Below are 18,039 nucleotides of genomic sequence, written 5' to 3'. Positions count from 1 at the left end.
CGGGCTTTGCTAAGGGGTATGAATGGGACGCGTACTCGGAATCGATTTAGGTACTACGAATTCTTGCATGGCAGTTATGGATGGCGATGAGCCAGTCGTTGTGCCGAATGCAGAAGGTGCACGCACGACTCCCTCGATCGTTGCGTTTACAAAGGCTGGCGAAAGGCTAGTCGGCCAAGCTGCAAAGCGCCAAGCAGTTACCAATCCAAAGAATACAATATTTTCGGCAAAGCGGCTGATTGGCCGTAAGTTTGCTGAAGTCGCTTCGGAAGCGGAGGGTATTCCTTTTAAGATTGTTGAGGCTGACAACGGTGACGCCTTTATCGAATGTCAAGTGGGCGACAAGACGGAGCAGTTCGCTCCTGAGCAAATTGCTTCCTTCGTTTTGGCGAAGCTTAAGTCGGATGCAGAAGCCTATTTGGGTGAGTCGATGACCGAAGCGGTCATTACGGTCCCGGCCTACTTTAATGATAGTCAACGTCAGGCGACTAAAGACGCTGGCAAGATTGCGGGTCTCGATGTTCTCCGTATCATCAACGAACCAACCGCGGCCTCGCTGGCTTATGGTCTCGACAAGAAGAGCGACGAGAAAATTTCGGTCTTCGACTTGGGTGGAGGTACCTTTGACGTATCGATTCTGGAAATCGGTGATGGCGTTTTCGAAGTGAAAGCGACCAATGGCGATACCATGTTGGGCGGCGACAACTGGGATCAGTCGATTATAGACTGGATGGTCGATGAATTTAAAAAAGAAAATGGTATCGACCTCAAAGGCGATCCGATGGCCCTACAGCGCCTTAAAGAAGAAGGTGAAAAGGCGAAGATCGCTCTGTCATCTGCGACCACCTACGATGTAAACCTACCTTTTATCACGGCAGATGCGTCCGGACCAAAGCACCTCAACATCCAATTGACTCGAGCGAAACTGGAGCAGATCACGGATGACTTGTTTTCTCGCTGCCGGGTGCCATTCCAAAACTGTTTGCGCGATGCGGATCTTTCGGCATCGGAGATCAACGAGCTCGTTCTCGTGGGTGGCATGACCCGAATGCCAAAGGTTGTCGAAATAGCGGAAGAGCTTGCCGGAAAGAAACCCCACCAAGGTGTGAACCCGGACGAAGTTGTTGCTATTGGCGCAGGAATTCAGGGAGCGGTTCTCAAGGGAGATGTTCGCGACGTCTTGCTGCTTGACGTCACTCCATTGACTTTGGGAATTGAGACTGCCGGAGGCGTATCGACTGCGATGATACCACGCAACACTACGATCCCAGCTAAAAAATCTCAGACATTTTCAACTTACGCAGATAACCAGCCCTCGGTTGAAATCAAGGTGCTTCAAGGGGAACGACCCATGGCGACCGACAACAAGGTTTTGGGGACTTTCCACTTGGATGGAATCCCACCAGCGCCTCGTGGTACTCCTCAGGTTGAAGTTACCTTTGATATCGACGCGAATGGCATCCTAAATGTTTCAGCGAAAGACAAGGGTACCGGTAAGGACCAGCACATCACGATTACAGGATCGGGTGGACTTTCGGAGGACGACATCGAAAAGATGACCAAGGATGCGGAGCTTCATGCGGAAGAGGACAAAAACCTCAGGGAGCGTGTAGAAAACCGGAACCAGCTTGATAGCACTATCTACCAGATGGAAAAGACAATGAGCGAGGCTGGGGACAAGTTGCCAGCCGACAAGAAAGGCCCGATAGAAGCAGGAATCGCAGATGCGAAAAAAGCCCTCGAGTCGGAAGATCCTGACCAAATCAAGAAAGCTTTGGAAGACTTGAGCAAGCTCGGCGCTGATCTCTATCAAGCGGCGGCAGCCGAAGGCGGTATGCCTGACATGAATGACATGGCGGGCGCAGCGGGTGGTCCTCCTCCTGAAGGTGGCGAGGCTCCGAAAGGCGAACCAAAACCAGCGGATGTCGTGGACGCGGATTTCGAAGTCGTTGATGACGACGAGAAGAAGTAGCCAAAAATGAATTTCGAGTAGCGGGTTCGATTAACCGAACCGGTTACTCGTTTCCTTGTGATAAATATATATATCTAAAACAACTAATCTAACATAAGAAACAACTCAATATGAGCGCATCAACATCAGTAAAAGTAAAACCTCTAGGAGATCGCGTGCTAATCAAGCACGTTGATGAAGACGAGCAAGTTCGTGGTGGTATCATCATTCCGGACTCTGCTAAAGAAAAGCCACAGGAGGCGGAAGTGATCGCCCTTGGCACCGGAGCCAAAGACGGTGACGGTAAACTAGTCCCGTTCAACGTGAAAGTTGGCGATCGCGTTCTCACCAGCAAGTACGGTGGAACTGAAGTCAAAATCGACGGCGAAACTTACCTCTTGGTTCGCGAAGATGATATCCTCGGAGTCATTGAGTCCTAAGAGAAAATAACTAACCAATTAACCAATAGTATCTAAAAAATAAAGACAATGGCTAAACAATTGCTATTTGATGAATCCGCTCGTCACGCCGTCCTTAAGGGCGTCGAAACTCTGGCGAAAGCGGTCAGTGTAACCTTGGGGCCAAAAGGCCGCAACGTCGTTATCGACAAGAAATTCGGTTCTCCTACTGTAACTAAGGATGGTGTTACAGTAGCTAAGGAAATCGAACTCCCTGATGCTTACGAAAATATGGGTGCCCAGATGGTGCGCGAAGTCGCTTCTAAGACTTCTGACGCAGCTGGTGACGGTACTACAACGGCTACCGTTTTGGCTGAAAGCATTTACCGTGCGGGACTCAAAAACGTAACGGCAGGATCGAATCCAATTTACCTCAAACGTGGCATTGACAAAGCAGTCGAGGCAGCAGTGCTGGAGCTGTCCAATATCTCGAAGGCGGTTGAGTCGCGCGAAGAGGTCAAGCAAGTGGCTACGGTTTCTGCAAACTGGGATGAGACGATTGGTGACATCATCGCTGACGCGATGGACAAAGTGGGCAAAGACGGAACAATCACCGTTGAGGAAGCAAAATCAATTGAGACGAATCTCGATGTGGTTGAGGGTATGCAGTTCGACAAGGGCTACCTCTCTCCTTATTTCGTGACCGACAACGAGTCGATGGAAGCTTCTTTAGAAGATGCGTACATTTTGATTCACGAAAAGAAGATCAGTGCATTGACTGACCTGCTTCCGTTACTTCAAGAAGTTGCCAAGACGGGTAAGCCATTCCTCCTCATCGCTGAGGATATCGAAGGCGAAGCGCTTGCGGCTCTCGTGGTTAACAAGATTCGCGGAACGTTGAACGTCTGTGCGGTAAAGGCTCCCGGTTTTGGTGACCGCCGCAAAGCGATGCTCGAAGATATCGCAATTCTGACAGGTGGACGTTGCATTACTGAAGACTTGGGTATTAAGCTCGAAAACGTTCAGCTCAGCGACCTCGGACAAGCTAAGAGTGTAAAGATCGACAAGGAAAGCACGACTATGGTCGAAGGCGGAGGTGCGGCTAACGAGATCCAAGGTCGCGTAAAGCAAATTCGTCGCCAGATTGACGAAACCACTTCAGACTACGATCGCGAGAAGCTTCAAGAGCGTTTGGCTAAGCTTGCAGGTGGGGTTGCCGTCATTAATGTAGGTGCTGCAACAGAGCCTGAAATGAAGGAGAAGAAGGCTCGTGTTGAAGACGCGCTACATGCGACTCGTGCTGCGGTTGAAGAAGGTATCGTTCCAGGCGGAGGGGTTGCTCTCATTCGTGCTGCGAACGCGATCGATGAGCTGAATCTGAAAGGTGACGAGGAAATCGGTGCCCAGATCATCAAGACTGCAGTTTCAGGACCTATCCGTTTACTCTGTCAAAATGCAGGAGTGGAAGGATCCGTTGTCGTTAAGGAGATCAACGAGAGCGAAGGTAACATGGGATACAACGTAGCCACGGATAAATACGAGGATCTGCTCAAGGCAGGTGTCGTAGATCCTACCAAGGTGACACGTTCCGCGCTGCAGAACGCCGCGTCGATCTCTGGTCTGCTTCTCACGACCGAATGTATGATTACCGATATTCCTGAGAAGGAAGAGGCCCCAGCGGGCGGTGGTCATGACCACGGTATGGGTGGCATGGGTGGCATGATGTAATCAACGCTCAGATTAAGGACAATTTACGAGCGACTCCCATGAGGGAGTCGCTTTTTTTGTACGATTTGGTAGTTCTTTGAAACGAAGCTATTGGTTTGATTGAATGATGCGTGTACCCTCATTGAAATGATGTATCTTACTTCAAGGAACCAGAGTGAGCACTCAACAGGAACAGATTGATATACTAGGTCTTGCTGCTCCAAGGTGAACAGCTGCGTGCTAACATTTAGTGTTGGTTCAGGCGATTGTGCGTCAGAATCTTGCGAAAGGGAGCTTTGGGCGGAGAACGGTGTCTGAATGCAAAACAGAATGAAGTTAGTCTTCGTTATCTATATTTGATCAGCAGCAGCAGGAAATCTTGAATCTGCTTCCACCCAGCAAGAAGTCGTCTAGTAAGGAAAAGCAGAGTTAATCGAAAGGAGTGGCACTCCTTTGGGCGAATTCGCTCGCATGTTCGCTGTTTCATTGGAAACCCTAGTCGCTCCAACATTGGCATCATGATAAAATCGCCTCCAACGAAAGAGTATTTACGAGAGATACGGGATTTCGCTAAAAAACTCGCCCTCAAAGCCGGTGATCGAGCTATGGAGATGCGCGATGGTGGATTGACGCAAAGCTATAAGCAAAGCGTTGAACTCGTCACATCTGCAGACTTGGAAGTGAATGACTTGATTAGAGATGGGATTCGCGAAGCCTATCCCGAACACGTCTTTTTGACCGAAGAGTCAGAAGGGGCAGCCGCGGCCCGCCCTAACTTGTTAAGTCCAACCTGGATTATCGATCCGATTGACGGCACCGTCGGTTATGCCCGAGGTCACTTTCAGTTTTGCATTTCGATAGCGTTTTGCATGAAGGGCCAGATTCAGGTAGGGGTTGTGAATTGCCCCGCGCTTGGAGAGATTTTTGTGAGTATTAAGAATGATGGCGCGTTCTTAAACGATGAATGCATACACGTGAGTGATACGGATCATCTTGAGAATTCTCTTGTCGCGACCGGATTTCCGCATGGGTGGGGAGGAATTGACCGGTTGGTCGCAAGACTAGGAGATATACGGAAAAGATGTAGAGACATAAGGAGGTCCGGTTCTTGCGCGTTTGACCTTTGTTGGGTAGCATGTGGTCGTATCGACGGTTATTACGAAGAGGATCTCAAAGCTTGGGACCTGAGTGCTGGGAAATTGATCGCGATTGAAGCGGGGGCCAAATATGGCTTTTTCGACGAAAACAAAAGGGATGAATTGCCTGAGATACGTGGATACGCTAATCTGGCAACCAATCCCCATCTATACGATGAAATGATGTCGATTCTTGCCGGGGATAACTCCTAGCTAAAGAATCTGGGTTTCCATACCAATTTCAATTTGCCCCGATTTAGACTCGTTGGTAAAGTTTTGGCCGAAAATGACACCTTGTTCTGTCTTTGGATATTGAGCTAAAGTGTGGAGTGGCTCTTTCCCATGGCCTTGTCCAGTCTGAGGGTCGAGTGTCGTGATCACGCATCGGGTGCGGGGACCTGAAGCCCTAAGGAGGCAATCGCCGATTTTGATATGAGACCAGCAGTCCTCGTCAAAGGGGTCGCAGCCATCTACAACAATATTGGGACGAAAACGGGATATCCCGATAGGAAAGTCGAGGCGTTCGTTTAAGTCATCCATAGAGGGTCCTGATATAATCAGGAGGGGGTAGCCGTCGGCCAAGCTCGTTTGATCAATATCAGAATTCCTGGTGAACCTCTGGTAGCTGCGATCGATTCCTAAGAGGCGAACATCCTCTTTTAGGAATCGGCTTAGCCATTTAAAAACCGCATCTCCTGCATCTTGGGCGACGACTTGGCTACCCCATACGGTTGCTGTCTTTTGGGTAGGGGAGGCCTGTTGAATGGTGGCTTGGATGGTTGAGCAGTTTGGGAGACTGAGCTCAATAGTCCCTTCGTGGATGATTTTAACATCGATCAAAGCGAGTCGTGGATGGGTTCACTGACTGAGAAACGTTCTCGACTTATTGTTCGCGACGACCATCCACCTTCGGTCCGAGCGGATCGAGCGAAAACGAACCCACGTCAACTGGGTGGCATGACTTCATTGGGTATAAATGCAATTAGGATACGAAGGGCATTCCGGGTATTCCTCTCGCCGGACGGTTGCTCTGGTCCCGCGGTGACGTTGCCAGCCTGCGAAATGCTATCCTAGCTTTGCCTTGAGGGCTTTGACCACATTACTCGGAACAAATTCGCTTACGTCTGCTCCGTACTCGGCCACTTGCTTAACCAAGGAAGAGCTGGTGTAGTTATAGCCCTCTTTGGTCATTACTAGAATCGTCTCGATTCCAGGTCCGAGGTGCCGGTTCATGTTTGCCATTTGAAACTCAAATTCAAAATCGGATACGGCTCTTAGTCCGCGAATAATGACAGATGCGTTTTGAGCCTTGGCAAAATCGATAAGCAAACCGCTAAAAACCATAGCGGAGGCGTTTGGGAATTGCTCTATGTTTTGGTTTACAAGGTTTAGACGTTCCTCCGCTGTGAAAAACGGCTTTTTGTCACGGTTTTCGGCAATCGCAATGATCACACTGTCAAAGAGGCGACACGCTCTCTCGAGAACGTCTAAATGGCCGTGTGTAATGGGATCAAAGGTACCTGGGTAAATGCAGACTTTCATAAACCGCCTCGATGGGAATCTATAGGTAAGTTTTTTGCAACGAAATGTTTACATCTACCGGATTCGCTGTCTCTCAAGCTTTACTTTGACGATAGATAGCTTTTGAGTGCGGTTTAATGAATCTACCTAACATTCTAACACTTTCGCGGATCCCATTGATGTTCCTGATTGTGTGGCTCATGCGGGAGGACTTTATGTGGGCGGCGACCGGCGCTTTTGTAATGTTCGTGATCGCTGGGTTGACTGATTGGCTAGATGGGTACGTTGCTCGCAAGCAAGGGATCGTGTCGAACTTTGGTATTCTCATGGATGCGTTGACTGACAAAATTCTGATGCTCGGTTTGATGATTGCCCTGGTGGATATTGGGCAAGTGCATATTTTCCTTGTTCTCTTAATCCTTGGTCGAGAGTTTATGATCACGGGCATGCGTTTAGTGGCGGCAACCAAAGGGGTCGTTGTGTCGGCTGAGAGTTCAGGTAAACAAAAAACGGTTACACAAATTTTGGCGGTAGGCGCCTTCTTGCTCGAGGCCGTCTTTAGAAAAGACTTTGGCTCTGGCACTGGTGGGTGGGCGGTGCAAACTGCCGAAACTCTGAATTGGATTGGGTTGATACTTTTTGGACTATGCGTATTCATGACGCTGTATTCGGGTGCCAATTACTTCAAGAAGTATGGTGAACTCGTATTTCTAGAAGGCGATAGATAGGCTTTATGATGCGGAATCCGAGATGGGCCCGTTATTGGCCGACGCACGTTGTTCTCAGGGTAGCAACATTAGGGAGTCTGGGTGACTTTAAGGCTCCTGGAACTTGGGGTTCTGCCGCGGGAGTCTTGCTGTACCTGGTGGTCTTTTACCCTACAAACCATTTTGTTGGAGCCCTCCTCATGTTGGCGAGCTGCTACTTTGCGGTTGGAATATGTGGAGAGGCGGAGAAGCGACTTAAGAAAGTGGATCCAGGGGAAGTGATCATAGACGAAGTGGTCGCAATGCCAATCTGCTTTATTGGGCTCAAGCCTTTCATCGCCGAGGGTCACGGCGCTGTTGTTCTTTTGGGAACGTTTCTTGTATTTCGGCTTTTCGATATTCTCAAACCACTAGGAATAAAGAAACTGCAGCGTTACTACGGTGGATTTGGAGTTGTTATCGACGATGTTGTAGCCTCCCTCGCCACCTGCGTGGTGATGAATCTAGGGCTTCGTTTGTGGCTCGGATTTTGAAAGCCCTCTCAGGAGGATTGTTTACGCGAATCGTTGGTTCGCTCACGGGTGCTGACAGCGATAACAAGCCCCGCTAGACCCATAAGAATTGAGAGGGTGGTCCCACGGCTGAGGCCGAGCGTGAGAGCGGCGTCCGGCTCTCTAAACTGCTCACCAACGACACGTAAAATGGAGTAGATCAGCAAGAATTCTCCTACGAGCGATCCAGGATGCTTTTTTAGAGTAGGGGTTTTCCAGATACGGTACTGGGAATACAGCAGCATGAAAAGACCCTCGAGGGCAGCCTCATACAGTTGAGAAGGATGGCGAGGTAGAGTACCTCTGTCGGGGGCAGTTGAGAAAAGAACAGCCCATGAAACGTCAGTTACCTTCCCCCAGAGTTCGCCGTTAAGGTAGTTTGCAATCCGCCCGAAAAGCAATCCAGCGGGCGCCAAGGAGCAGACGAGATCCGCGGTCAGCCAAAACGACTGCCTGTGTTTCCGGGCAATGTACAGCGTAGCGACTGCGACTCCGGTGAAACCCCCATGGCTGGCCATACCTCCCTCCCAAACGAAAAAAACTTTCCAAGGTTCGGACAAAATGAGTTCCGGAGTATAAAAAAGAAAATACCCAACCCTACCGCCTGCAACCACTGCGACGATGAGTGCTACAAAAAGATCAGTTTGTTGTTCCGAGTTGTAGGGTGACAGGCCTTTTCTATAATATCGGCTCAAAAGCCAGGCCCCTACGAGGAATCCGAGAATGTAGGCTAGACCATAGTATCGAATCCCAAAAGTCTCAGTGAACTGTATCAGAAAGGGGCGAGGCTGATGTACGTGATAGGCGAAGACCCTTAAAAGCTCCATGACAGGTGTATTTAGGATTCCTTATGAGTGAGCGGATCGTTGGCCTCACTGTTTTCATTCCGTGCTAGTTCGCGCATGTCGATGGCGACGTCATCCTTTTCAAAAATCTCTCTGCCTAGAATGGACTCCATTATATCCTCCATAGCGACGACTCCTGCGAGTGATCCAAACTCGTCGACCACGGCCAGCAGTTGTTGGTGAGACTTCAGCATCGACTGTAACGCGGAATAAGCGGTTACGGTTTCGGGTACGAATCGAACATCGTCCATTATGTCAACAAGTCTTACGTCGTCGTTGTCGTCTGCTATTTGCGTGAGTAGGTCGCGTCTCCGAACGATACCCACGATGTTGTCGAGCTCTTCGTCGAAAACGGGTATCCGGGCAAAGTGCAAGTGAGGGGTCTTTTTGAATACCTCCTCAACGGTAAGAGACTTATCTAAAGCGGTGACCACGACTCGGGGAGTCATGATTTCACTCACCTGCACCTCGTCAAGTTTGAGGGCGTTGGCGACCATGTCCGACTCATCCGAGGTGAGGCTTCCTTCCTTTGCACCCTTTTCGGCTAAGAGAATGATCTCTTTCTCATCCGCGTCTGGATCAGTTTCGATGTCGCCTTTTACGACTAGTTTGATTGACGCATTGGTCATATAGGTGATCGGCGTCATCAAGATTCGCAATATGACGAGCGAGTCCACGATCCAGGGATGAAGCTGTGTCCGGTAGACAACCCCGAGATTCTTGGGAATGATCTCGGAAAAAATAAGAACCCCCAAAGTCATTGCCCCCGTGATGATCCCGATGACTGCATTTCCCCACATTATGACAGCGAGTCCTCCCACTAACGCGGTACCTGCAGTATTGGCGATTGTATTGAGAGTGAGAATTGCAGAGATCGTATTTGGAAGGTCGATCTTCAAGTGCTCGAGTTTTGCGCCCTTGCGAGGTCTGCTTTTCTTTAAACCTTCAATCTCGGCGACGGTTGTGCTCAGAATGAGGGATTCCATCAAAGAGCAATAGAACGATGCTCCTATTGTGAAGGCGACAGCGCCGATAAATGCTAATAGCATTGGTTTAAAGGCATCTTGTTTGGGTCGCTGACAACCCAGATGTCTTGGTGGGCTGCAATACAGGAATGATCGGATTTCTAACGGTATAAGATAAGCTCATTAAGATTTGTCGTATGCGAATAAAATTGATGCATCAAAAAAAGGCAAGCATCCAACTCCGTTCAGCATTTCTTGGCCGAACTGCCCCGCTTTGGACCTATCTCGATCTTAAGCAATCGTTGACGAAGCATCGAGCCTCGCCGCTGATACTGGCCTGGGCTACGGTTTCTTGAGATTTTCCAATTTCCTATGAATTTCAGCGCTGAGGCCTTCTTTATACTCAATGAATTGGTCGCGGAGCGTATCGTTGGCAGTGGAAAGGATTTGAACCGCGAGAAGGCCCGCATTCTTCGCGCCGTTGAGGGCTACAGTAGCTACGGGAACGCCACCCGGCATTTGTAGGATCGAGAGTACGGAATCCCAGCCATCGATAGAATTCGAAGACTTTACTGGCACGCCGATAACGGGTAGCGGCGAAATTGCAGCGGCCATGCCCGGAAGGTGAGCCGCTCCTCCAGCGCCAGCGATAATGACTTTTATCCCCCTTTCGTGGGCAGACTTTGAATACGAATAGAGCCTATCAGGGGTTCGGTGGGCGGACACTATCGTCATTTCAAAGGGTATCCCGAAGGATTCCAGAATATCTGCGGCCTGTTGCATTACATTCAGATCGGAGTCTGAACCCATTATGATGCTTACTAGTGGCTCTTCCATGATGTTACTTTCAGTTTGCTTTTAACGGATTTCGCTTTCGCTTTTGCCTCTTCCAGAGTCGGGGCAAGGATCGTTATGTGGCCCATTTTTCGAAAGGGCTTTGTCGTCTTTTTCCCGTAGAGGTGAACTTTTACTCCCTCTTCTTCCATACATTGTGAGAGTCCTTCGTATTTTACAGGACCTTCCACTCCGGGTTCTCCAAGAAGATTAATCATGGCAGAGGGCATTTTTATGTGGGTACTTCCCAGCGGAAATCCAAAGATGGCTCGAAGGAGCTGTTCGTATTGAGAGGTGACTATGCTTTCGATCGTATGGTGCCCACTGTTATGCGGACGAGGAGCGACTTCGTTGACCCAAAGTTTATTGCTGGTGTCTAGAAACATTTCTATAGCCAGCAGCCCTGTCAGTTTTAGCGAGTCTATGAGGTGAGAGGCGATGGCGACCGCTTCATCCTGGATGCTCGAATCGATCGTGGACGGGCAAACCAGCAGTTCTACCAGATTGGCTTGTTCGTTGAACTCCATTTCCGCAACGGGGAAACATTTCACCTCGCCGTGCGGATTGCGGGCCGCGATAACCGATATTTCCGATTGAATTGGCACGGGGTCTTCTACGATGGAGGGAGCATCAAAAATCCTTTCGAGATCTGCCTGAGAACTGATAATCGAAACCCCCCGACCATCGTACCCTCCCTTCCTCAATTTCTGTACGAATGGAAACGAAAGTGACCCTGCGGTAATTGCCGCTTCGATTTCGGTCTTGTTGGAAAATAGAGTATAGTTGGAAGTGGGGATGTCGTGATCCGAAAAGAACGACTTCTGGAGCCCCTTGTCCTGTATAACTTCAAGCGCTTCTGGTTCGGGCAACACAGGCCGGCCCTCGAGAACCAGTTTTTTGAGAGCATCGGTGTTTATCGCCTCTAATTCGTAGGTTACCATGTCAACCCGCTGGCCAAATTGATAGACGTCGTCGAAGTTCAGCGGGTCTCCTGCAATGACCTCTGTACTGCAGGGTGCTGCAGGACAATGAAGATCCTTATCGAGGATGTAGGTTTTAACATCCCAATTGCTCGCCGCGAGTGAGAGCATTTTTCCGAGCTGCCCACCAGCTATGATTCCCAACTTGAATTGCGAAGTGACTAGTTCTCCCATGGCTCAGTAGATGAGAGGAATTCTGCGGTTGTTGGTCACGAACGGCATGTGAAAAGGGAATGTATCCGCCAGTCATCCATGTCCAACCTTTTTAGCCTGACACACAAAGGAGAAAAACCGGCTGAGTCGTCTGATCGGAATCAATTCAAGACGCTTCTTGATGAATTAAATCTCTCTTCTTGAATCCTTAGCAGGCACCACATAAGTTTTAGGAGTGAGTTATATCCTGTCTCTCGATCAAGGAACCACGAGTTCTCGTGCCATCCTTTTTGATAAAGAATCGAAAATTGTCGGTGTCGGCCAACACGAGTTTAAACAGATTTTCCCCCAGCCCGGTTGGGTGGAGCATGATGCATTGGTCATTTGGGAAACTCAGCTTAAATCTGCGGAAGATGCGTTGGCGTCCGCTTCTGCCTCATGGTCGGATGTCGCAGCTATTGGAATTACGAACCAGCGTGAAACCATTGTTTTATGGGACAAGCGTTCGGGCAAGCCAGTAGCGAATGCTATCGTTTGGCAGGATAGGCGCACGGCTGAATACTGCGATCAACTGAAACAAGATGATCGGGAATCTTGGATACAGAAGAAGACAGGGCTACTTTTGGATCCCTATTTTTCCGCGACCAAAATCAAATGGCTGATGGAGGAGAACCCAGAAGCGATTGAATTAGCGAAGGCGGCTCAATTGGCGATTGGGACAATTGATACCTGGCTCATTTGGAATCTCTCAGGCGGAAAGGCCCATATCACAGATGTATCCAATGCCAGTCGCACGTTATTAATGAATCTCGAGACGTTAGACTGGGACCAAGAGCTTCTGGATTTGTTTCAAGTTCCTCGTTCCGCTTTAGCTGATATTGTTGATTCGAGTGGATCTTTAGCGGAGTCTTCTTCCTGCGTGACGACTCAGCCAATTCCTATTACTGGAATCGCTGGAGATCAGCAGGCAGCCTTGTTTGGGCAAGTCTGTTTCAGTTCAGGTATGGTCAAGAATACATACGGAACGGGCTGCTTTTTGCTAATGAATGTGGGAACAGAGCCAGTTTATTCTGCGAACAAGCTACTCGCTACAGTTGCTTGGAGAATCGGAGGTGTGACCGAGTATGCGCTTGAGGGGAGTGTGTTCATCGGAGGAGCCTTGATTCAATGGTTGCGTGATGAGCTCAGGATCATCGATTCAGCGCTCGAGGTAGAGTCGCTTGCCGCTGAGGTGAAAGATTCTGGGGGCGTTACGATTATACCCGCGTTTTCGGGGTTGGGAGCGCCTTACTGGGATCCGCATGCGAGAGGGGCGATAATGGGCCTGACTCGAGGAACCTCACGGGCTCACATCGCCCGCGCGGCGTTGGAGGGAATCGCCTTTCAGGTGGCAGATGTAGCATCGGCGATGGAAGAAGATTCCGGTCGAAAGCTGGAAACATTGCAGGCGGACGGAGGTGCCTCAGCAAATGGAATTCTGATGCAAACCCAAGCTGACTTGCTGGGCGTTCCCGTGCTCTGTGCCCGGATTGCCGAAACTACGGCCCTAGGGGCTGCCTATTTGGCGGGATTGGCTGTTAGTTACTGGGGATCGAAGAAGGAACTAGAGGAAGGATGGTCCGAGAGTCGTAGATTTGAACCCGCTTCGAATTCCGAGGATCGGAAGTCAAAGATGTTGGGCTGGCGTAAGAACGTTGCTCGAGTGCGAGGTTAGGGTTTGGGGACTACCGCGTTTTTCGCGTTGGATAGCCCGGAATCAGTCTTCTGGTTTACATGAAGATTGCGTTTCCTGAAGAAAGCCTCGATAACGCGGCGATGTCTAAGAACGTGATCGGATTTCACTATACTTTAAAAAACAAAGCGGGCGAGGTGCTCGACCGTTCGAATCCGGAGAGTCCATTGTCGTATCTCGAAGGATCAGGAGCGATTATCGAAGGACTCGAGGAGAGCCTTGCAAATATGTCGGAAGGGGAATCGAGCGAGGTTATCGTGCGTCCGGAGAAGGGCTACGGGTTTCGCGATGAGTCTCAGATAAACGTCGTCTCCAAGGCGGCTCTTCCGGCTGACGAGGTAAATTTAGGTGACTTTTTTCAAGCCGGCGGCGACCGACACGCTCCCATTGTCCAAGTGGTTGAAGTGGATGGCGACGATGTTAAGCTAGATGCAAATCATCCCTTGGCGGGACAGGACTTGTTCTTCGATGTGGAAGTAGTGGAGAAGAGGCCGGCAACGGAAGAGGAAATTTCTCATGGTCATGTTCACCAAGCGGACCAGGGTGGCTGCTGTGGCGGGAGCGGTGGTGCCAGTTGCTGCTCCGACTAAGAAAGTTAGGGGAGAGCGGAAAGCCCTCCTCTTTATCTTTCCATGATTTGCAGGGGGTCGGGAGATGGCTCCTCTACCTCAAAGAAAAATCTACTCGAAGGCGATTAGTTCCACGTCGAACAGCAACGTGGCGTTTGCGGGAATCGAACCTCCGGCTCCACGTGGACCGTACCCGAGATCTGAAGGGATAATCAGCGTGCGCTTTTCCCCTTTTTTCATGGCCAAAAATGCCTCATCCCAGCCTTTAATCACGCGCCCGAGTCCCACCTCAAAGACAAAGGGCTCTCCTCGATCGTACGAGCTGTCAAATTTGACGCCGTTCAGGAGAGTGCCTTTGTAATGGGCCGTCACAGAGTCACCCACCTTTGGGGTCGAATCGCCGGTACCCTCCTTGGTAACCGTATAGTGAAGTCCAGATTCGGTGCTCAACGCGTCCGGATACTTCTTTTTGATTTTAGCGATTTCCGGGTTGTCGAGCATGAGGTCGACCGTTGTCTCAAGTGCTGAAACTCTGGTCTCCAGCTCGCTGTTGTCCTCGGTACTGGAAGCTGTCTCTGCAGGTTGTTTGGAGCAACTTGCCAGAATTAAGAGGGCGGCGATACTTAGGGATAGGGTTAGAATGGTCTTCATGTTTAGCGATAGTACTTTGATACAAAGGTAAGTTTTTCAAATGGGAAACCTAGATCTTGCCTAAGATGTGTCGAGCCTAGATCCTGTTGAAGTTCCTATGGATGGTGAGGTTATTCAGTTAAATCAGCCAATTGCGGTGGACGAGATTTTGCTAGTGCCTCGTCACAACGCGAAGCGCTATATTGCGAGGGTTGATGGGGAGGGAAATATCGTGGTCACGATTCCGAAGAGGGGAAGCCGGAAAGGGGCGGTCGCTTTTGCCCGAGAGCATACCGCATGGCTCAGAGAGCAGCAGCGGCTGGCCGCGAGTCGAAAAGAACGGAATCCCCTTCGGAATGGAGACTGGATTTGGTTTCGAGGTTCACGGGTTGAGTTGAAAGTATCCAAGGATTGGGGGCGTCCCGTTTTACGTTTTTCCGAGGAAAGGTTGTTTATAGCAGACGAAGATATCGATCTAGCGCGACCGCTGGGAAAAAAGCTGCAATCGCTCGCTAAAGCGGAATTCCCTGAACGAGTCGCTAGTTTTGCCAAAAAATTCAACCTGAAGTATTCAGGGGTCAGTATCCGCAATCAGAAAACCCGTTGGGGCTCCTGTTCTTCAAGCGGCCGTATTTCCCTAAACTGGCGGCTTGTGATGACCCCTCCCGAAGTGTCAGACTATATCGTGATACACGAACTCATGCATTTGCGGGAGATGAATCATTCGCACTTGTTTTGGAGGTTAGTACGTGAAGCATGCCCTCAATATAAACTGCACGAGCGCTGGTTAAACGAGTACCAGTCGGAATTGAGCTGGGGTTAGAGTGTCGCAGGTGACGCTAGGCAAACGTCTAAGCTTTCCCTATGTTTTAAAGGATGCAGGTTTCAAAACCTGCATAGTCGAGCAAGTATTCGTCGAGGCAGACCATGGCTTCAGAAACGACACGCGGCATATAGTCGCCGTTAGCTAGTCGTCTTTGACAGTGTAGTATGATGTCTAGAATCGGATCTACTCTGATTCCAGAGTAGCGAGAGTCCTCCAACTGATCCTTGATGTAGGATTCAAGGCCCTTGATTGTTAGTTGCTTGTCTATGCACGTTGTCATGGTTCCTCCTTTCTGAAGTTGCCGAGCGAGAGCTTGTGGGCTACATCTTTAATCGGTAGAACGGCCAAACCCGTTAGTCTTATGACAGTTAAAGAAAGGTGAAGTTCGCCTTGATCGAGCAAATATTTTTAAAGCGACTGATTTTGGGTTAGAGCGAGGGATAGCTGTGTCCCGCGAGAGTTAGCAATAAACGCGCTAGCGACGCTTCATTTCGGTATCGAAAAGGGAGCGAACTGACTTGATCGCGTACTTGGTCAGCCGATTCCCGTTTGATCCGCGACCTTTGATCGCAAGCTCTCCAAAATCGTATTCGAATTCCTTAGTACGCGCTTTTGATGTTTGCGTAAGTCGAACGATGATCGGACGCGTGGCGCCATCCAAATTAGCTCTGAAATAGTGGACTTTCGATCCTTTGTTCCCCTTGGTCAAATCATAGACTTTATCTCGGGTGACACCGCTGACCATGAATCGCTTCACGTAGGAATCACCCCTAGATCCATCTCGATAGACCATGTCGTAGATCGTCTCTTCGTCACCTTTTCTCCAAACGGCGACATGGATAATGTCTTGTCCCATGTAGACTTTTTCGGCCACCCGTGAGACGCGGAAAGTGCCATCTCCACAAAAGCAAATAATGTTGTCGAGTTGAGTGCACTCTTCCACGAACTCATCTCTCTTGAGACCAGTTCCGATAAAGCCGTCTTCCCGATTGACGTAGAGCTTCTCGGTTGGAAGCGCCACTTCTGTGGCCTTGATTGTGACAAAGCTGTCGATACGCGTGCGGCGCTCACGCCCTTTGCCATACTTGTCGATGAGTCCTTGAAGATAGGAAATAGTGAACTCAGTGAGTTTGCGTAGGGACCGCTTGGTTGCTCGAATTTCCTTTTCCGTCGTTTTGATGACTTCGTTGGCCTTGAACGAATTGTACTTCGAGATGCGCTTGATTCGAATTTCCGTTAAACGGGCAACGTCGTCGTCGGTCACCTCTCGTTTAAGCAGCTTTTTGAAAGGCTCTAAGCCGAGGTGAATCTCTTCGATAACGGACTCCCAGGTCTCACATTCTTCAATACGTCGGTAGATTCGCTCCTCTATAAAAATACGCTCGAGAGAATCGAAATGCCATTTCTCCTCGAGTTCTCTTAGCTTGATCTCGAGTTCCTTTTTAAGGAGTCCTCTAATTCTATCAGTTGACTGCCTAAGGATTTCACTGACACCGATGAATGTGGGCTGGTCATTCGCGATGGAACATGAGTTTGGCGAAACTGAAACTTGGCAGTCAGAGAACACGTAAAGGGCGTCAATCGTTGCGGTCGCATCGGCACCAGTGGGAAGGGTAATGACAATCTCGGCGTTTTCAGAGGTGTTGTCTTCGATTTTCTTGATTTTCACCTTCCCTTTGCTGTTGGCTAAGAGAATCGAGTCGATGAGCGATGATGTTGTGACTCCGGAGGGAATCTCGGTGATTGCGATCTGGTATTTGCTCCGAATATCGAAGACTGCCCTAACCAGAATTCTGCCTCCACGAACTCCGTCATTGTAATTCGACGCATCCATAACTCCGCCGGTAGCGAAATCCGGGTACAGTTCGAATTCCTCTTTCTGGAGATAGGCGATGGAAGCTTCGAGAATTTCGATGAAATTATGTGGCAGGATTTTGCAGGCTAGACCGACAGCAATGCCTTCGCATCCTTCGGCGAGAAGGAGGGGAAATTTGACCGGCAAGTTTACGGGCTCCTTATTGCGCCCATCGTAGGATGCTTGCCAAACGGTCGTCTTGGGATTGAAGACAACTTCTCTCGCGAAGGGCGAGAGGCGTGCTTCGATGTACCGGGCAGCGGCCGCTCCATCGCCCGTTAGCGTGTTACCCCAATTCCCTTGTGTATCAATTAAGAGATTCCGCTGGCCCATCCCCACCATAGCAGAATAGATGCTTGAGTCCCCATGTGGGTGGTACCGCATGGAGTGCCCGATGACGTTTGCCACTTTGTTGTACCGGCCGTCATCTAGCTCTTTAAGTGCATGGAGAATTCGACGCTGAACAGGTTTGAGCCCGTCTTCGAGAGCAGGAACTGCGCGGTCAAGAATGACGTAAGAAGCGTATTCAAGGAACCAGTTCTGGTAAGACTGGGCGAGAGGAGCTTTTCCATCACCAGCCTCGCCTAGATTCTCTTTATCAGGCACGTTTTCACCTTCGCTTTCTTCGAAATCGAAGGACTCTTGCTGGTTGCCTTTGTTCTTTTTTCGAGGGCTCATT

The 18,039-nt window shown here is 49.7% G+C and carries 17 protein-coding genes and 1 pseudogene; 9 read left to right on the top strand and 9 right to left on the bottom strand.

Annotation, left to right across the window (positions count from 1 at the left end; translation table 11 throughout):
• Positions 1 to 22 precede the first annotated feature (22 nt).
• The 4 genes from dnaK (at position 23) to GA004_RS14165 (ending at position 5,405) form a co-directional block, all read left to right on the top strand.
• Positions 23 to 1,972 carry a molecular chaperone DnaK gene (gene dnaK, locus GA004_RS14180; RefSeq protein WP_283394531.1) on the top strand — a complete coding sequence of 650 codons (1,950 nt, stop codon included), beginning with the start codon at positions 23 to 25 and terminating at the stop codon, positions 1,970 to 1,972.
• 110 nt (positions 1,973 to 2,082) lie between these two features.
• Positions 2,083 to 2,391 carry a co-chaperone GroES gene (locus GA004_RS14175; protein ID WP_283394530.1) on the top strand — a complete coding sequence of 103 codons (309 nt, stop codon included), beginning with the start codon at positions 2,083 to 2,085 and terminating at the stop codon, positions 2,389 to 2,391.
• A 48-nt stretch (positions 2,392 to 2,439) separates the two neighbouring features.
• A complete protein-coding gene (gene groL / locus GA004_RS14170; RefSeq protein WP_283394529.1) occupies positions 2,440 to 4,077 on the top strand; it encodes a chaperonin GroEL in 1,638 nt (545 codons plus the stop codon).
• Positions 4,078 to 4,574: 497 nt separating this feature from the next.
• Positions 4,575 to 5,405, top strand: coding sequence for an inositol monophosphatase family protein (locus GA004_RS14165; RefSeq protein ID WP_283394528.1), 831 nt, complete (start codon positions 4,575 to 4,577; stop codon positions 5,403 to 5,405).
• On the opposite strand, the pseudogene GA004_RS18025 reads toward GA004_RS14165, so the two are convergent.
• Positions 5,406 to 6,038 (bottom strand): annotated as a pseudogene (locus GA004_RS18025) (MOSC domain-containing protein); the annotation flags it as partial.
• Between the two features lie 219 nt (positions 6,039 to 6,257).
• Positions 6,258 to 6,734, bottom strand: a complete 477-nt coding sequence (gene coaD / locus GA004_RS14150; RefSeq protein ID WP_283394527.1) for a pantetheine-phosphate adenylyltransferase — start codon at positions 6,732 to 6,734, stop codon at positions 6,258 to 6,260.
• 116 nt (positions 6,735 to 6,850) lie between these two features.
• Here coaD and pgsA point away from each other — a divergent pair, with 116 nt between their 5' ends.
• Both pgsA and GA004_RS14140 read left to right on the top strand, forming a co-directional pair.
• A complete protein-coding gene (gene pgsA / locus GA004_RS14145) occupies positions 6,851 to 7,441 on the top strand; it encodes a CDP-diacylglycerol--glycerol-3-phosphate 3-phosphatidyltransferase (protein ID WP_283394526.1) in 591 nt (196 codons plus the stop codon).
• A gap of 5 nt (positions 7,442 to 7,446) precedes the next feature.
• Positions 7,447 to 7,953 carry a phosphatidylglycerophosphatase A family protein gene (locus GA004_RS14140; RefSeq protein WP_283394525.1) on the top strand — a complete coding sequence of 169 codons (507 nt, stop codon included), beginning with the start codon at positions 7,447 to 7,449 and terminating at the stop codon, positions 7,951 to 7,953.
• Positions 7,954 to 7,961: 8 nt separating this feature from the next.
• Here GA004_RS14140 and lgt read toward each other — a convergent pair whose 3' ends face one another.
• The 4 genes from lgt to GA004_RS14120 all read right to left on the bottom strand — a co-directional run bounded on the left by lgt (position 7,962) and on the right by GA004_RS14120 (position 11,769).
• The gene (gene lgt / locus GA004_RS14135) at positions 7,962 to 8,798 is read right to left on the bottom strand and encodes a prolipoprotein diacylglyceryl transferase (protein ID WP_283394524.1); all 837 of its coding nucleotides are present in this window, start codon (positions 8,796 to 8,798) and stop codon (positions 7,962 to 7,964) included.
• 11 nt (positions 8,799 to 8,809) lie between these two features.
• Positions 8,810 to 9,865: a CNNM domain-containing protein gene (locus GA004_RS14130; protein WP_283394523.1), complete on the bottom strand. Its 1,056-nt coding sequence runs from the start codon at positions 9,863 to 9,865 to the stop codon at positions 8,810 to 8,812.
• Between the two features lie 258 nt (positions 9,866 to 10,123).
• Positions 10,124 to 10,618, bottom strand: a complete 495-nt coding sequence (gene purE, locus GA004_RS14125; protein ID WP_283394522.1) for a 5-(carboxyamino)imidazole ribonucleotide mutase — start codon at positions 10,616 to 10,618, stop codon at positions 10,124 to 10,126.
• Positions 10,603 to 11,769 carry a 5-(carboxyamino)imidazole ribonucleotide synthase gene (locus tag GA004_RS14120; RefSeq protein WP_283394521.1) on the bottom strand — a complete coding sequence of 389 codons (1,167 nt, stop codon included), beginning with the start codon at positions 11,767 to 11,769 and terminating at the stop codon, positions 10,603 to 10,605. Before GA004_RS14120 ends, purE begins: the two co-directional genes overlap by 16 nt.
• Positions 11,770 to 11,983: 214 nt before the next feature.
• On the opposite strand from GA004_RS14120, the gene glpK reads away from it, so the two are divergent.
• Together glpK and GA004_RS14110 are read left to right on the top strand one after the other, a co-directional pair.
• Complete coding sequence (gene glpK / locus GA004_RS14115; RefSeq protein ID WP_283394520.1) at positions 11,984 to 13,462, top strand: glycerol kinase GlpK; 1,479 nt, start codon at positions 11,984 to 11,986, stop codon at positions 13,460 to 13,462.
• Between the two features lie 59 nt (positions 13,463 to 13,521).
• The gene (locus GA004_RS14110; RefSeq protein ID WP_283394519.1) at positions 13,522 to 14,070 is read left to right on the top strand and encodes an FKBP-type peptidyl-prolyl cis-trans isomerase; all 549 of its coding nucleotides are present in this window, start codon (positions 13,522 to 13,524) and stop codon (positions 14,068 to 14,070) included.
• Between the two features lie 90 nt (positions 14,071 to 14,160).
• Here the strand turns inward: GA004_RS14110 and bamJ are convergent, their stop codons facing one another.
• Complete coding sequence (gene bamJ / locus GA004_RS14105) at positions 14,161 to 14,700, bottom strand: BamJ family beta-barrel-assembly machinery protein (protein WP_283394518.1); 540 nt, start codon at positions 14,698 to 14,700, stop codon at positions 14,161 to 14,163.
• 67 nt (positions 14,701 to 14,767) lie between these two features.
• Here bamJ and GA004_RS14100 point away from each other — a divergent pair, with 67 nt between their 5' ends.
• Positions 14,768 to 15,502 (top strand): M48 family metallopeptidase, encoded by a 735-nt coding sequence (locus GA004_RS14100; RefSeq protein WP_283394517.1) that lies wholly within the window; start codon positions 14,768 to 14,770, stop codon positions 15,500 to 15,502.
• 46 nt (positions 15,503 to 15,548) lie between these two features.
• Here GA004_RS14100 and GA004_RS14095 read toward each other — a convergent pair whose 3' ends face one another.
• Positions 15,549 to 15,785 (bottom strand): hypothetical protein, encoded by a 237-nt coding sequence (locus GA004_RS14095; RefSeq protein ID WP_283394516.1) that lies wholly within the window; start codon positions 15,783 to 15,785, stop codon positions 15,549 to 15,551.
• A gap of 195 nt (positions 15,786 to 15,980) precedes the next feature.
• Complete coding sequence (locus GA004_RS14090; RefSeq protein ID WP_283394515.1) at positions 15,981 to 18,038, bottom strand: DNA gyrase/topoisomerase IV subunit A; 2,058 nt, start codon at positions 18,036 to 18,038, stop codon at positions 15,981 to 15,983.
• Position 18,039: the final 1 nt, after the last annotated feature.

It is taken from the genome of Candidatus Pelagisphaera phototrophica (assembly GCF_014529625.1).
Lineage (GTDB): Bacteria > Verrucomicrobiota > Verrucomicrobiia > Opitutales > Opitutaceae > Pelagisphaera > Pelagisphaera phototrophica.
Note: the sequence above shows the minus strand (reverse complement) of the source record. Positions and strands in the feature narration are given on the sequence as shown.

Bases quoted from the DNA above. Each gene is read 5' to 3' on its own strand.
- GA004_RS14095 (WP_283394516.1), bottom strand. From the start codon at position 15,785: ATGACAACGTGCATAGACAAGCAACTAACAATCAAGGGCCTTGAATCC.
- GA004_RS14090 (WP_283394515.1), bottom strand. From the start codon at position 18,038: ATGAGCCCTCGAAAAAAGAACAAAGGCAACCAGCAAGAGTCCTTCGAT.
- GA004_RS14165 (WP_283394528.1), top strand. From the start codon at position 4,575: ATGATAAAATCGCCTCCAACGAAAGAGTATTTACGAGAGATACGGGAT.
- dnaK (WP_283394531.1), top strand. From the start codon at position 23: ATGGGACGCGTACTCGGAATCGATTTAGGTACTACGAATTCTTGCATG.
- GA004_RS14120 (WP_283394521.1), bottom strand. From the start codon at position 11,769: ATGGGAGAACTAGTCACTTCGCAATTCAAGTTGGGAATCATAGCTGGT.
- coaD (WP_283394527.1), bottom strand. From the start codon at position 6,734: ATGAAAGTCTGCATTTACCCAGGTACCTTTGATCCCATTACACACGGC.
- bamJ (WP_283394518.1), bottom strand. From the start codon at position 14,700: ATGAAGACCATTCTAACCCTATCCCTAAGTATCGCCGCCCTCTTAATT.
- GA004_RS14130 (WP_283394523.1), bottom strand. From the start codon at position 9,865: ATGCTATTAGCATTTATCGGCGCTGTCGCCTTCACAATAGGAGCATCG.
- purE (WP_283394522.1), bottom strand. From the start codon at position 10,618: ATGGAAGAGCCACTAGTAAGCATCATAATGGGTTCAGACTCCGATCTG.
- GA004_RS14175 (WP_283394530.1), top strand. From the start codon at position 2,083: ATGAGCGCATCAACATCAGTAAAAGTAAAACCTCTAGGAGATCGCGTG.
- lgt (WP_283394524.1), bottom strand. From the start codon at position 8,798: ATGGAGCTTTTAAGGGTCTTCGCCTATCACGTACATCAGCCTCGCCCC.
- GA004_RS14110 (WP_283394519.1), top strand. From the start codon at position 13,522: ATGAAGATTGCGTTTCCTGAAGAAAGCCTCGATAACGCGGCGATGTCT.
- GA004_RS14140 (WP_283394525.1), top strand. From the start codon at position 7,447: ATGATGCGGAATCCGAGATGGGCCCGTTATTGGCCGACGCACGTTGTT.
- pgsA (WP_283394526.1), top strand. From the start codon at position 6,851: ATGAATCTACCTAACATTCTAACACTTTCGCGGATCCCATTGATGTTC.
- groL (WP_283394529.1), top strand. From the start codon at position 2,440: ATGGCTAAACAATTGCTATTTGATGAATCCGCTCGTCACGCCGTCCTT.